Source organism: Gluconacetobacter tumulicola (assembly GCF_014174215.1).
In the GTDB taxonomy this organism is placed as follows: Bacteria; Pseudomonadota; Alphaproteobacteria; order Acetobacterales; family Acetobacteraceae; genus Gluconacetobacter; species Gluconacetobacter tumulicola.
This window is the reverse complement of record NZ_JABEQL010000009.1, coordinates 63,064-75,575: the sequence shown is the minus strand read 5'-3', so window position 1 is coordinate 75,575 and position 12,512 is coordinate 63,064. Positions and strand designations below refer to the sequence as shown.

The window sequence follows — 12,512 nt, the reverse complement described above, 5'->3', positions numbered from 1 at the left end:
GACCCTCTTTCCTGTCTGCCCAATGCCTCCGGCCCGTCAGGCGGTGCCGGTGCTGCCGAAGCCGCCTGACGCGCGGGTGGTCTCGTCCAGGCTCTCGGCCTCCTGCCACGCGACGCGGACCACCGGGGCCAGCACGGCCTGGGCGATGCGCATGCCACGCGTGATCGCCAGCGGGGCGTCACCCGTGTTCAGCAGGATGATTCCGATTTCGCCGCGATAATCCTCGTCGATCGTGCCGGGCGTGTTGGGCAGGGTGATGCCGTGCTTCAGCGCCAGGCCGGAGCGGGGGCGGATCTGCAATTCATAACCGGGGGGCAGGGCGACGCACAGGCCGGTGGGCACCAGCATGCGGGCGCCGGGTGCCAGTTCGACCGGTTCCTTTACCGCCGCCAGCAGGTCCATGCCGGCGGCGCCCGCGGTGGCGTAGCCGGGCAGGGGCAGGTCGGCCGCGTGGGGCAGGCGGCGGACGGCGACGGAAACGATGGGGGCGGTCATGAAATACTCCGGCCAGAAGAGAAATCGGGGGTGAAGAAGGCGGCGATGCGCTCGGCCAGATGGGTGGCCACGTCCTGCTTGCCCATGCGGGGCCACTGTTCGGCGCCGTCGCCGGTGATCAGGATGATCTCGTTTTCCATGCCGCCCATGATGCCGGTTTCCGGCCGCACGTCATTGGCGACGATCCAGTCGCAGCCCTTGGCAAGTCGCTTGGCCGCCGCGTGCTGCTCGACCGTATCGGTTTCGGCGGCGAAGCCGACCACCAGTGCCGGGCGGTTGGGGCCGGGGGTGGACAGGTCGGCCAGGATATCGGGGTTGGGCACCAGCGTCAGTGCCGGGGGCAGGGCGCCGGCCGTCTTCTTGATCTTGCGCGTCGCTTCCGCCGCCACGTGCCAGTCGGCGACGGCGGCGGCGCAGACGGCGATGTCGCAGGGCAGGGCGTCGCGGCAGGCCGCCAGCATCTGCCTGGCCGTTTCGACCCGGTGCAGGGTGACGCCTGTGGGCGGAGGCAGGTCGACCGGTCCGCTGACCAGGGTGACGCGCGCGCCGAGGGCGGCGAGCGCCTGGGCGACTTCGTAACCCTGGCGGCCGGAGGAGCGGTTGGCGAGGTAGCGCACCGGGTCGATCGGCTCGTGGGTCGGGCCGGCGGTGACCAGCGCGTGGCGGCCGGCGAGCGGGCCAGGGATGGCCGGTTCGGCGAGGTGGCGGAAAATCGCCTCGGCAATGGCGGGTGGTTCGGCCAGGCGGCCGGGGCCGGTCTCGTTGCAGGCCATCAGCCCGATTTCGGGGCCGACCACCATGACGCCGCGCGCGCGCAGGGTGGCCAGATTGGCCTGGGTGGCGGCGTGGTCCCACATGCGGACATTCATCGCGGGGGCGATCAGGACCGGCTTGTCGGTGGCCAGCAGCAGCGTGCTGGCCAGGTCGTCGGCCAGTCCGGCGGCCATGCGGGCCATGATGTCGGCCGTGGCCGGGCAGACCACCAGCAGGTCGCCGGAGCGCGAGAGCGCGATATGGCCCATCTCGTTCTCGTCGGTCAGCGAGAACAGGTCTTCATACACTTTCTCGCCGGTCAGGGCCTGGAGGCTGAGCGGGGTGACGAACTGTTTGCCTGCCGCCGTCAGCACCGTGCGGACACGCAGGCCCGCCCTCGTGAGCAGGCGGATGAGTTCGAGCGTCTTGTAGGCGGCGATTCCCCCGCAGACGATCAGCAGGACCGTGCGGCCGCCGACCGGGGTGGGGGCGGCTTGCATCGTCAGATCCGCCAGCCGGAATGGATGGCCGCGATGCCGCCCGAGAGGTTGCGGACCGTCACATGTTCCAGTCCGGCATTGCGCATCATAGTGGCCAGGGTCTCCTGGTCGGGGAACATGCGGATGCTCTCGGCCAGATACTGGTAGCTCTCGCGGTCGCCGGCGATGGCCGCGCCCATGCGCGGCAGGACATGGAATGACCAGGCGTCATAGATCGGCGACAGGGCCGCGACCTGCACGCGGGAGAATTCGAGGCACAGGAAACGCCCGCCGGGACGCAGCACGCGCCGTGCCTCGCGCAGGACGGCGTCCTTGTCGGTGCAGTTGCGCAGGCCGAAGGCGATCGACACCCGGTCGACCGAGCGGTCGGGCAGGGGAATGGCCTCGGCATCCATCACCGCGAAATTCAGGCTGGAAATCAGCCCGCGCTCCAGCGCCCGTCCGCGCCCGACGGACAGCATGCTGGCATTGATGTCGGACAGGATGGCCCGGCCGCCGCCGGCGCGCAGCCAGCCGAACGAGATGTCGCCCGTGCCGCCCGCCAGGTCCAGCAGCGTGAGGTCCGGATGGGCGCCCAGTTCGGTCACGAAGATTTTCTTCCAGGCCCGGTGGATGCCCAGCGACATCACGTCGTTCATGATGTCGTAGCGGGTGGCGACACTGTCGAACACGGCGCGCACCATCGGCTTCTTCTCGGCCAGGGGCACGTCGCGGAAGCCGAAATCGGTCGTCTCCGCGCCGGAGGGGGGGGCGACGGCGGCGGCGTCGATGGCGGAGGGCGTGGTATTGTCGGTCATGGTTCAGGGATATAACCTCAGATCCACTCATGCCGGAACTCCCTGAAGTCGAAACAGTGATGCGTGGGATGCGGTTGCATCTCGACGGAAAGACGATCGCCCGGGTGGCGGTGCGTCGGGACGGTATGCGCACGCCCTTTCCGGCCGACCTGGCCAGCCGGCTGAAAGGCGCGCGGATCAGCGGTTTTGCCCGCCGTGGGAAATATATCCTGATGCGGCTGGACCGGGGTGAGACCATGCTGCTGCATCTGGGCATGTCCGGGCGGGTGCTGCTGTCGCTGCCCGGCCAGGCGCCGAAGCCCGACCGGCATGAGCATCTGTCGTTCGAAACCACGGACGGCACGCATTTCGGCCTGATCGACCCCAGGCGCTTCGGTACCGTGGACCTGATGCCCACAGTGGATGAGGAAAAGCACCGCCTGCTGGCCCGACTCGGTCCCGAGCCGCTGGGGAACGGATTTTCGCAGGACTGGCTGCATCATGCCCTCGCGCGGCGGCGGACCTCGATCAAGGCGGCGCTGATGGATCAGTCGGTGGTGGCGGGGATTGGTAACATCTACGCGTCCGAGGCCCTGTTCCGTGCCGCGATCCATCCGGCCCGGATGGCCTGCGGGCTGGATGGGCCCGAGGAGGCGCGCCTGGTCGAGGCGATCCGCGCGGTGCTGGAGGAAGCGATCGCGGCCGGTGGATCAAGCCTGCGCGACTATGCCCAGCCGGATGGGGAACTGGGCTATTTCCAGCATGCCTGGCGTGTCTATGGCCGTGCGGGGCAGGGGTGCCCGGATTGCCCCGGCGGCAAGGCCTGCGGCGGCGTGGTGCGGATCGAGCAGGCGGGGCGCTCGACCTTCTTCTGCCCTCTGCGCCAGGTCCTTCCGGCCGGCGCGCCGACGGCGGCCGGTTGATCGGCATGGCGGTATTTCCAGCCGTGCGGAAGAGTTGTCTTGACGGGGGTGGAAGGCTTGGACTAGATCGCCACCCTGATCTGGATGTCCGAGGCCTGCTGGCGACGGACCTCGTAACCATATTTTTTTGAACTGAGAACCATGGCGAACACTGCTTCCGCGCGTAAGCGCATCCGTCAGAACGAGCGCCGCAACGCGCGCAACACGGCGCGCGTCTCGCGCATGCGCACCTTCGTGAAGAAGGTCGAGGCGGCGATTGCCTCGGGCAACAAGGAAGAGGCGACCAGCGCCCTGCGCGCGGCCCAGCCGGAAATGCAGCGCGCCTCGGGCAAGGGTGTGATTCACGCCAACACCGTTTCCCGCAAGATTTCGCGTCTGTCGGCCCGCATCAAGGCCCTCGTCGCCGCCTGACCGGCCGGCGCCGGCCGGTATTGCTTCAAGGCCGGCAAATAGACGTACAGAACTAGGCAGAAGGTCGTTTCTCTCGTTCAAGGAGAGGGGCGGCCTTTGCTTTTATTGTGCGGGTTCCGCCTGACTGCTTCAGGTTGTGGTGACTGGTCGTGTTGCGCTTGGCGCCGGATTTTCCCGCCTCGCCGCCCCAGTTTTCCGTTGCCTCGGTCGGGTCGGTGACCTATCTTCGGCTTCTTCATTTCGTGACGACTGAGCAGGACACAGTGGCCGCGCCTTTTTCGGTGTCGGGCAAGGGGAGGCGTGTTCTCCTTGCGTGACGGCTGGTGGCGGGTGGATTGCGCGGGCGTTCGGTATGAGGGGGGCGGAAAACGTAGGGATGGATCTTTCCGCATCGCGGGGAGGTTACCGTCTCCAGGGGGGCCGGGATTGAGCATGACGGGCGAACTGAGTGGATATGATGCCGTCGCGGAAGCCCGCTCGGTCCGGAACGTTCTGGACATCCACTGGTCGCGGATCTGTTCACGCCTGCAGGCCGAGGTTGGCGAGGTCGAGTATCGTACCTGGCTGAAACAGATCAGCATCGGCCCGGTCGATGGCGACGAGATCACGCTCAATCTGCCCACACGTTTCCTGCGCGACTGGGTGCGCACGCAGTATGGCGACCGGCTGAGCGCGCTGTGGAATGCCGAGCTGCCGTCGATCCGCCGCGTGGAATTGCAGGTGGGGCGGCCCGATCCGGTCGCCGAGCCCGAGGGTGCGGCGGGTGACGAGGTCGGTTCGGCCGATGCCGCGCCCGCCGCCGGCGCGGTGGACGAGCGGGTGGCCGAGGCGCGGAGCGAACTGAGCCGTCACGACCTGGCCGCGCCGTTGGACCCGCGCTTCACCTTCGATACGTTCGTGGTCGGCAAGCCCAACGAATTTGCCTATGCCTGCGCCCGCCGGGTGGCGGAGCGGCCCTCCAGCCCCGGCTTCAATCCGCTGTTCCTGTACGGTGGCGTGGGCCTGGGCAAGACGCATCTGATGCATGCCATCGGCTCGGAACTGACGCGGGGCGGCAAGGTCTCGGTCGCCTATATGTCGGCCGAGAAGTTCATGTACCGTTTCATCGCCGCGATCCGCTCGCAATCCACGATGGAGTTCAAGGAGCAGTTGCGGTCGGTCGATGTGCTGATGATCGACGATCTGCAGTTCCTGATCGGCAAGGACAACACGCAGGAAGAATTCTTCCATACGTTCAATGCGCTGGTCGACGCCGGGCGGCAGATCGTCGTGTCTGCCGACAAGTCGCCGTCCGACCTGTCGGGGCTGGAAGACCGGCTGCGTACGCGTCTGGGCTGCGGCATGGTGGCCGATATCCATGCCACGACCTTCGAATTGCGGATCTCGATCCTGGAATCCAAGGCGGCGGCGTCGGGTGTGCCGGTGCCGGCCAAGGTGCTGGAATTCCTGGCGCACAAGATCACGTCGAATGTGCGTGAGCTGGAAGGCGCGCTGAACCGCCTGATCGCCCATGCCAACCTGTTCGGCCGTCCGGTGACGCTGGAAGCGACGCAGGACGTTCTGCACGATATCCTCAAGGCGCATGACCGGCGGGTGACGATCGAGGAAATTCAGCGCAAGGTGGCCGAGCATTGGAATATCCGGCTGACCGATATGTCCTCGGCCCGGCGTGCGCGCGCGGTGGCGCGCCCCCGGCAGGTCGCCATGTATCTGGCCAAGCAGCTGACCAGCCGGTCCCTGCCGGAGATCGGGCGCAAGTTCGGCAACCGCGATCATACGACCGTCATGCATGCCGTGGCGCGGGTCACCGAACTGATGGAGCGGGACAGCGCGTTTGCCGAAGACGTTGAACTGCTGCGCCGCATGCTGGAAAGCTGAGGGGCGGGTTTCAAACCGGCCTGTATGCCGTTGCAGCCCAGTGGGCCTTTGCGCCCCCTGCGCGGGCTGCTAGAATCACGGGACCGAAGGTCATATCTGGCGGTCCGGGCGTATGGCCGGGGCGGCCATGATCCCGGTGGCGAACGCCGGGCAAGGAGAGTCTGTACCTATGAAGCTGAAGGCTGACCGCGCGACGTTGCTGAAGGCTCTGGCGCATATCCAGAGCGTCGCCGAGAAGCGGAACACCATTCCGATTCTCGCCAACGTCCTGATCAATGTCGCGGATGGTCGGCTGACGCTGACGGCGACCGACATGGAAATCGCGGTGGTCGAGGAAATCGGCGCCGAGACCGCCCGCAATGGTGCGGTGACCGCGCCCGCCGCCGTGCTGCACGAGATCGTCCGCAAGCTGCCCGACGGGGTGGCGGTCGAGCTGGATCACGCGGGTGGCGATGCGCCGCTGGCCCTGCGGGCGGGGCGCTATACCACCAGCCTGAATGTGCTGGATGTGGACGATTTCCCGTCGATGACGGCGGGCACGCTGCCCAACCATTTCACGGTGCCGGCGGCCGTGCTGCGCGGGCTGATCGACCGCACGCGTTTCGCGATCTCGACCGAGGAGACGCGCTACTACCTCAACGGCATCTATCTGCATGTCGCGGCTGGGGATACCGGGCCGATGCTGCGCGCGGTGGCGACCGACGGCCACCGTCTGGCGCGGGTCGAGACCGAGGTTCCGTCGGGGGCCGAAGAGATGCCGGGCGTGATCGTGCCGCGCAAGACCATCGCCGAGTTGCGCAAGCTGCTCGACGAGGGGGCGGAAGACGTGGTGGTGGGCCTGTCCGATACCCGCATCCAGTTCTCGGTCGGGCCTGTCACGCTGACTTCGAAGCTGATCGACGGCACCTTCCCGGAATATGATCGCGTCATCCCGCGCGGCAACGACCGTATCCTGCGTGTGGGCAAGAAGGATTTCTCCGATGCCGTGGCGCGTGTCGCCGCGATCAGCCAGGAACGCTCGCGCCCCGTCAAGCTGTCGATCGGCCGCAACCTCCTGACGCTTTCGGCCGTCAGCCCCGACCAGGGAACGGCGAAGGAGGAACTGGACGAAAACCACGTGACCTACGACGCCGAACCGATGGAGATCGGCTTTCAGGCCCGCTATCTGAACGACATCACCGATCAGATCGAGCGCGACGTGGAATTCGCCTTTTCCGACAGTTCCGCCCCGACCATCGTGCGTGATGTCGCCAGCCCGTCGGCGCTTTACGTGCTGATGCCGATGCGGGTCTGATCGCGGAGGCGCTGGCCGCATCATGGCGCGCCTCGAGCGGCTGGCGCTGACGGATTTCAGGAACTATGCGCGTCTGGTCTGGCGGCCGGACGCGCCGGTCAATGTCATCACCGGCGAGAATGGTACCGGCAAGACCAATCTGCTGGAAGCGCTGTCCCTTCTGGTGCCGGGACGGGGGCTGCGCGGTGCGCGCGGCGCCGAGATGGCGCGGTACGGGACGCAATTATGGGGTGTGGCCGCACGCTTCATCGCTCCGGATGGCATGCCGTCCGACCTGTCCACCGGCAGTGACCCGACGCGGCCCGAGCGCCGGGCTTTCCGGCGCGATGGCGAGGCCGTGCGCGGCCGGGGGGCGCTGGCCGATTCCCTCTCCGCCGTCTGGCTGACGCCGCAGATGGACCGGCTGTTCCAAGACGGGCTGCCCGGGCGCAGGCGGTTTCTGGATCGGCTGGTGCTGGCGCTGGAGCCTGGACATGCGCGGGAGCTGGCGGCCCATGACCAGTCGGTGACCCAGCGCAACCGGCTGCTGGCCGGCGGGCGTGCCGATGCGGGGTGGCTGGCGGCGCTTGAGGATTCGATGGCGCGGCATGCCGTCGCGGCCACGGCGGCGCGGCTGGTGCTGACGGACCGGCTGAATGACGAGGGGGCGATGGGGGCGCCCGAGGGTTTTCCCTCCGCGCGGCTCGAACTCTTGTGCCCGATTGCGGAGCATCTGCGCACCCGCCCGGCACTGGCGGTGGAGGATTGGCTGCGCGACCGGCTGGCGGCAGGGCGGGCGGCGGATGCGGCGCGCGGCGGTGCGGGCATGGGCGCGCATCGGGCCGACATGGCGCTGTCGGACCGGGTCAGCGGCCGGCCGGCGGCGCAGGCCAGCACCGGCCAGCAGAAGGCGCTGCTGCTGGGCGTGGTGCTGGCCCATGCGGCGCTGATGACGCGGCATCGGGGCGAGGCGCCGGTGATCCTGTTGGACGAACCGCTGGTGCATCTGGACGAGCGGCGGCGGGAGGCGCTGTTTCGCAGTCTTGAGGGATTTGACGGCACGGTGCTGATGACCGGCACCGATGCCGACCTGTTTCACCCGCTGCGCGATCGCGCGGCGTTCTGCACGCTGTCGGACGGAATGCTTCGGCCCAGTGGGGGAATTCCCCTGGCCGATGCTGGTTCGATGGACCCGAAGCCTGTATGATCGCGGCGTTCGACCACGATCCCTGTCTGGAGCATCTGCCCGGTATGTCCGATCAATCCAATCCCGTTCAGAAATCCGATGCGGACATGAGCGGGACCTTGCCCGACGATTCGGACTATGACGCCGCTTCCATTTCCGTCCTGAAGGGACTGGATGCCGTCCGCAAGCGGCCTGGCATGTATATCGGCGATACCGATGACGGGTCCGGCCTGCATCATATGGCCTTCGAGATCATCGACAACGCGGTCGATGAGGCACAGGCCGGATTCGCCACCAACTGCATCGTGACGCTGAATGGCGATGGCAGCGTGACAGTGCGCGACAACGGACGCGGCATTCCGACCGATATGCATATCGAGGAAGGGATCAGCGCGGCCGAAGTGGTGCTGACCAAGCTGCATGCCGGCGGCAAGTTCAACCAGAATTCCTACAAGGTGTCGGGCGGCCTGCACGGCGTGGGCGCCGCGGTGGTGAACGCCCTGTCCGAGTGGATGGATGTACGGATCTGGCGCAACGGGCAGGAGCACATGATCCGCTTCCAGCATGGCGAGCGCGATGCCCCGCTGGCCATCATCGGGCCGAGTGCCGAGCCGCGCGGCACCCAGGTCACGTTCAAGCCCAGCGTCGGGACCTTCAAGATCACCGAGTTCGATTTCGCCATCCTGGAACGGCGGATGCGCGAACTCGCCTTCCTCAATTCCGGCCTTGAGATCATCCTGCGCGACGAGCGGCATACGCCGACGCGCGAGGAGAATTTCCATTATGAGGGCGGTCTGGCCGCCTTCGTGTCGTGGCTGGATCGGGGCAAGACCTCGATTGTCGATCCGCCGATCACGGGCAGCCTGCAGAACGAAGAGAACGGTATCAAGGTCGAATTCGCCCTGTCGTGGAACGACAGTTTCCACGAGACCATGCTGTGCTTCACCAACAATATCCCGCAGCGCGATGGCGGCTCGCATCTCGCCGGTTTCCGGCAGGCGCTGACCCGCGTGGTGGGCAAATATGCCGAGAGCAACGCCAGCAAGAAGGACAGCCAGTCGCTGGTGGGCGAGGACATGCGCGAAGGCATGACGGCCGTGCTGTCGGTCAAGGTGCCGGACCCGAAATTCTCGTCGCAGACCAAGGACAAGCTGGTTTCCTCCGAAGTGCAGCCGGTGGTGCATGCGGCGGCGGCCGACATGATCGCCCACTGGTTCGAGACCCATCCGAAAGAAGCCCGTGGCATCGTTGCGAAGGTGATGGACGCGGCGGCGGCGCGCGAGGCGGCGCGGCGCGCGCGCGAGCTGACGCGGCGCAAGGGCGTGCTGGATGTGTCGTCGCTGCCGGGCAAGCTGGCGGATTGCCAGGAGCGCGATCCGGCAAAGTCGGAACTGTTCATCGTCGAGGGTGACTCGGCGGGTGGCACCGCCAAGCAGGGACGTGACCGGCGCTTCCAGGCGATCCTGCCGCTGAAGGGCAAGATCCTGAACGTGGAGCGTGCGCGCTTCGACCGCATGCTGGGTTCGGCCGAAGTCGGCACGCTGATCACTGCGCTGGGCACCGGCATCGGTCGCGGCGAAGTCGATCAGGGCGGGTTCTCGATCAACAAGCTGCGCTATCACCGCGTCGTCATCATGACCGACGCCGATGTCGACGGCTCGCATATCCGCACGCTGTTGCTGACCTTCTTCTTCCGCCAGATGCCCGAACTGATCGAGCGCGGGCACCTGTATATCGCCCAGCCGCCGCTCTATCGCGCCAAGCGGGGCAATGACGAACGCTATCTGAAGGACGATGCGGCGCTGGAGCAGTATCTGCTGGACAAGGCGCTGGCCAACGCATCGATGCGCTATGCCGACGGGCGCGTGCTCCAGGGCGAGGCGCTGGCGGCCGAGGTGATGTTCATCCGCGATGTGACGCGTGCGATTCAGCGCCTGTCGGTTCGTGCGCCGATCTGGATTCTGGAACAGGCGGCGGTGACCGGTGCGCTGAGTGCCGACACGCAGGTGGTGCAGGGCCGGGTTGCCGATCTGCAGGCACGTCTCGACACGGTGTCGCAGCCGAACGAGCGGGGCTGGAAGGTTGCAGCCGCGGCCGAATCCGGGCTGGAGATGGCGCGTAGCGTCCGGGGCGTGGGCGAGGTCTATCGTCTGGACCCGGCGGCGCTGCGCAGTGCGGAGGTCCGCTGGCTGGCCGATCGCGCGGAGCGGCTGGGGGGCGATTTCGCAGCCCCGGTCGAGCTGACCCTGGATGGGACGATGCGTCCCGCCGCCGGCCCGGCCTCGTTGTACGAACGGATTCTGGCCCAGGGCCGTCGCGGCCTGTCGATCAACCGCTTCAAGGGACTGGGCGAGATGAACGATGCCCAGCTCTGGGAGACGACGCTGGACCCGGCCATGCGCACGCTGCTGCAGGTGAAGGTCGGGGATGTCGAGAATGCCGAGCAGGTGTTCTCGACCCTGATGGGCGATGTCGTCGAGCCGCGCCGCGATTTCATCGTCGGCAATGCGCTCAAGGTTGCGAACCTGGACGTCTGAGAACCTGGCTGGAATGGGGGTTGGCGGCGGGTTCGCTCGCCAGCCCACGTTCAGTCAGGCTCCACGGCCATCGGCCGGCTTCCCTTTTCCTCGTTTCGTGGAGAGCAGTGATGCGTCTGTCACGTCGATTCCCGGCATTGGGATTTCCCGCGCTGGTGCTGGCGGCCATGCTTGGCGTGTGGGCGCCCGCGGCGCGGGCGGCGAACGATCCCGCACAGATCGTGCATGTCTATGGCGTCTATAATCACGGGTTCCGCGCGCTGACGATTGCCGCGCGCTATGCGGTGACGCCGGACGGTTATGCCGTGCGGTCGACGATCCGCAGCGGGGGCCTGCTGGGGCTGCTGGTGCGCATGAACATCACGTCCCAGGCGACGGGGCAGTTCGTGCCCGATGGGGTGCGGCCGCTGACCTATGACAGCGCGGGCTATTCGCGCGGGGCGGACCGGCATGTCGTGCTCGATTACACTGGCGGGCAAACGCACATCGCCCTCCAGACTCCACCGGAGCCCAGTCGTGACCCGATTCCCGCCACCGATCTGGCGCCGGCGATGGATTCGCTCAGTGCGCTGATGCGGCTGCAGCAGACGGTGCGGAGCCATCATCAATGTGACGGATCGGCCACCGTGTTCGACGGGGCGCGCCTGCTGCGGATGGATGCCCACACGGTCGGCACGCAGGACATGGCGAGCGATTCCCATCAGCCCTATCGGGGGGCGGCCTTGCGCTGTGATTTCAGCGACGTGCAGATCGCCGGGTTCCGCAAGACCGATGGGCCGGATTCGGCGGCACGCAAGCCGATCAACGGCTCGGTCTGGTTTCAGGACGTGCCGGGCGACGGGCTGACGATCGTACGCATCGCCTTCGACCATCCGAAGCTCGGGCACCTGACGGTGCTGCTGCTGCCGGATACCGCGTAGGGCTAAGCTGCACTCCGGAACCTGGCCGGAAGCGCGCGTCGGCTCGCCGCCAGCGCGCATTTACGGACAGGTTCTCATGCCGGGATAAGCTGGTCGGCCAGATGCGGGATTTCGGTGATCGAATCGCCTCCCGCCGTCGCGCCGGCTTCCATGTCCGGGCGGCCATAGCCCCAGCGGGCGAAGATCGCGCGGACGCCGGCCCCTTCGGCCGCCGCGATATCATTGTGATGATCGCCGACCATGACGGCGCGCATGGGCGTTCCATGTGCCTGCTGGATGGTGCCGAGCAGGTGGATGGGGTTGGGCTTGCGGGCGGGGAAACTGTCTCCACCGCCGATCGTATCGAAGATGCCCGCCAGCCCCAGCGCGTCGATGATGCGCGTGGCGGCGGCGACCGGCTTGTTGGTGCAGATCGCCAGCCGCCAGCCCTGCGCCCGCAGCGTGTTCAGCGCGTAATCCGTGCCGGGGAAAAGACGGGACTGCTCGGTGGAACGGGGCGTGTAATCGGCCATGTAGCGCTCCACGGCCTGATGTGTGTCGATCGCGGACGCCTCGGGGCCGGCATGCGCCAGCAGGCGGCGCACCAGCGCGGCCACGCCGTCGCCCACCATGGCGCGCACCAGTTCCGGCGCGATGCCGGGCAGGCCGTAGCCTTTCAGCAGCCGGTCGGCGCTGGCGGCGAGGTCCGGCAGGCTGTCCAGCAGCGTGCCGTCCATGTCGAAAATGGCGAGGCGGGGGAGGGTCTCAGATGGCATGGGCTTCTCCTGGAAGCGGTCCTGTCGGCCTGGATGCAGTAATTCGTAAACCTAAGTGATGGCCTGCGATCACCCCTTCATTTGACAGGGCCGATGCCCGCCCGC

At 67.2% G+C, this 12,512-nt stretch carries 11 protein-coding genes; 7 read left to right on the top strand and 4 right to left on the bottom strand.

Annotated features, from left to right (window positions below; all coding sequences use genetic code 11):
• Positions 1 to 36: 36 nt before the first annotated feature.
• The 3 genes from dut to HLH29_RS08610 are packed head-to-tail and all read right to left on the bottom strand — an operon-like array spanning position 37 to position 2,545.
• Positions 37 to 495: a dUTP diphosphatase gene (gene dut, locus HLH29_RS08620; RefSeq protein ID WP_182965813.1), complete on the bottom strand. Its 459-nt coding sequence runs from the start codon at positions 493 to 495 to the stop codon at positions 37 to 39.
• Positions 492 to 1,748: a bifunctional phosphopantothenoylcysteine decarboxylase/phosphopantothenate--cysteine ligase CoaBC gene (gene coaBC / locus HLH29_RS08615; RefSeq protein ID WP_182965811.1), complete on the bottom strand. Its 1,257-nt coding sequence runs from the start codon at positions 1,746 to 1,748 to the stop codon at positions 492 to 494. The genes dut and coaBC overlap by 4 nt, the downstream gene beginning before the upstream one ends.
• A gap of 2 nt (positions 1,749 to 1,750) precedes the next feature.
• Positions 1,751 to 2,545, bottom strand: coding sequence for a class I SAM-dependent methyltransferase (locus tag HLH29_RS08610; protein ID WP_182965809.1), 795 nt, complete (start codon positions 2,543 to 2,545; stop codon positions 1,751 to 1,753).
• 29 nt (positions 2,546 to 2,574) lie between these two features.
• Here HLH29_RS08610 and mutM point away from each other — a divergent pair, with 29 nt between their 5' ends.
• The 7 genes from mutM (at position 2,575) to HLH29_RS08575 (ending at position 11,652) form a co-directional block, all read left to right on the top strand.
• A complete protein-coding gene (gene mutM / locus HLH29_RS08605; RefSeq protein ID WP_182965807.1) occupies positions 2,575 to 3,447 on the top strand; it encodes a bifunctional DNA-formamidopyrimidine glycosylase/DNA-(apurinic or apyrimidinic site) lyase in 873 nt (290 codons plus the stop codon).
• Positions 3,448 to 3,588: 141 nt separating this feature from the next.
• Entirely contained in the window at positions 3,589 to 3,858 is a 270-nt protein-coding gene (rpsT, locus tag HLH29_RS08600; protein WP_114728253.1) for a 30S ribosomal protein S20, read from the top strand.
• Between the two features lie 432 nt (positions 3,859 to 4,290).
• On the top strand, positions 4,291 to 5,736 hold the full coding sequence (gene dnaA, locus HLH29_RS08595; protein ID WP_182965805.1) for a chromosomal replication initiator protein DnaA: 1,446 nt from the start codon (positions 4,291 to 4,293) through the stop codon (positions 5,734 to 5,736).
• 169 nt (positions 5,737 to 5,905) lie between these two features.
• A complete protein-coding gene (gene dnaN, locus HLH29_RS08590; protein WP_182965803.1) occupies positions 5,906 to 7,030 on the top strand; it encodes a DNA polymerase III subunit beta in 1,125 nt (374 codons plus the stop codon).
• Between the two features lie 22 nt (positions 7,031 to 7,052).
• Positions 7,053 to 8,216: a DNA replication/repair protein RecF gene (gene recF, locus HLH29_RS08585; protein WP_182965801.1), complete on the top strand. Its 1,164-nt coding sequence runs from the start codon at positions 7,053 to 7,055 to the stop codon at positions 8,214 to 8,216.
• 86 nt (positions 8,217 to 8,302) lie between these two features.
• Positions 8,303 to 10,732 (top strand): DNA topoisomerase (ATP-hydrolyzing) subunit B, encoded by a 2,430-nt coding sequence (gene gyrB, locus HLH29_RS08580; protein ID WP_182965924.1) that lies wholly within the window; start codon positions 8,303 to 8,305, stop codon positions 10,730 to 10,732.
• A gap of 110 nt (positions 10,733 to 10,842) precedes the next feature.
• On the top strand, positions 10,843 to 11,652 hold the full coding sequence (locus HLH29_RS08575; RefSeq protein ID WP_182965799.1) for a DUF3108 domain-containing protein: 810 nt from the start codon (positions 10,843 to 10,845) through the stop codon (positions 11,650 to 11,652).
• Positions 11,653 to 11,726: 74 nt separating this feature from the next.
• Here the strand turns inward: HLH29_RS08575 and gph are convergent, their stop codons facing one another.
• Positions 11,727 to 12,407: a phosphoglycolate phosphatase gene (gph, locus tag HLH29_RS08570; RefSeq protein ID WP_182965796.1), complete on the bottom strand. Its 681-nt coding sequence runs from the start codon at positions 12,405 to 12,407 to the stop codon at positions 11,727 to 11,729.
• Positions 12,408 to 12,512 lie beyond the last annotated feature (105 nt).

What these genes read in the sequence shown, in the direction of transcription:
- coaBC (WP_182965811.1), bottom strand. Translation starts at nt 1,748, where the DNA reads ATGCAAGCCGCCCCCACCCCGGTCGGCGGCCGCACGGTCCTGCTGATC.
- dnaN (WP_182965803.1), top strand. Translation starts at nt 5,906, where the DNA reads ATGAAGCTGAAGGCTGACCGCGCGACGTTGCTGAAGGCTCTGGCGCAT.
- dnaA (WP_182965805.1), top strand. Translation starts at nt 4,291, where the DNA reads ATGACGGGCGAACTGAGTGGATATGATGCCGTCGCGGAAGCCCGCTCG.
- HLH29_RS08610 (WP_182965809.1), bottom strand. Translation starts at nt 2,545, where the DNA reads ATGACCGACAATACCACGCCCTCCGCCATCGACGCCGCCGCCGTCGCC.
- mutM (WP_182965807.1), top strand. Translation starts at nt 2,575, where the DNA reads ATGCCGGAACTCCCTGAAGTCGAAACAGTGATGCGTGGGATGCGGTTG.
- gyrB (WP_182965924.1), top strand. Translation starts at nt 8,303, where the DNA reads ATGAGCGGGACCTTGCCCGACGATTCGGACTATGACGCCGCTTCCATT.
- dut (WP_182965813.1), bottom strand. Translation starts at nt 495, where the DNA reads ATGACCGCCCCCATCGTTTCCGTCGCCGTCCGCCGCCTGCCCCACGCG.
- HLH29_RS08575 (WP_182965799.1), top strand. Translation starts at nt 10,843, where the DNA reads ATGCGTCTGTCACGTCGATTCCCGGCATTGGGATTTCCCGCGCTGGTG.
- gph (WP_182965796.1), bottom strand. Translation starts at nt 12,407, where the DNA reads ATGCCATCTGAGACCCTCCCCCGCCTCGCCATTTTCGACATGGACGGC.
- recF (WP_182965801.1), top strand. Translation starts at nt 7,053, where the DNA reads ATGGCGCGCCTCGAGCGGCTGGCGCTGACGGATTTCAGGAACTATGCG.
- rpsT (WP_114728253.1), top strand. Translation starts at nt 3,589, where the DNA reads ATGGCGAACACTGCTTCCGCGCGTAAGCGCATCCGTCAGAACGAGCGC.